A 321-nucleotide genomic window follows, 5' to 3' on the forward strand; every position below is an offset into this window, starting at 1 on the left:
TATGACGGCCGCCTTCTTCCTTCGTCAGGATGTAGGCTTCTGCCTTGAACTTCTTGTGCGGCTTTACCGAACCCGGCTTGCACAGGATCTGACCACGCTCGACGCCGTCACGGTTAACACCGCGAACCAGTGCACCGATGTTGTCGCCAGCCTGGCCCTGGTCGAGCAGCTTGCGGAACATTTCAACGCCGGTAACAGTCGTCTTCGAGGTCGGACGGATGCCGACGATTTCGACTTCTTCACCAACCTTGACGATACCGCGCTCAACGCGACCCGTCACAACCGTACCACGGCCCGAGATCGAGAACACGTCTTCGATCG

1 protein-coding gene is annotated in these 321 nt (G+C 58.6%); it reads right to left on the reverse strand.

Features of this window, described 5'->3' with window-relative positions; genetic code table 11:
* A partial coding sequence (locus tag WA845_RS25345) for an EF-Tu/IF-2/RF-3 family GTPase (protein WP_337322841.1) occupies positions 1-321 on the reverse strand: 321 nt, incomplete at both ends.

The sequence above is a fragment of the Agrobacterium sp. CMT1 genome (assembly GCF_037203725.1).
GTDB classification, from domain to species: Bacteria; Pseudomonadota; Alphaproteobacteria; order Rhizobiales; family Rhizobiaceae; genus Agrobacterium; species Agrobacterium pusense.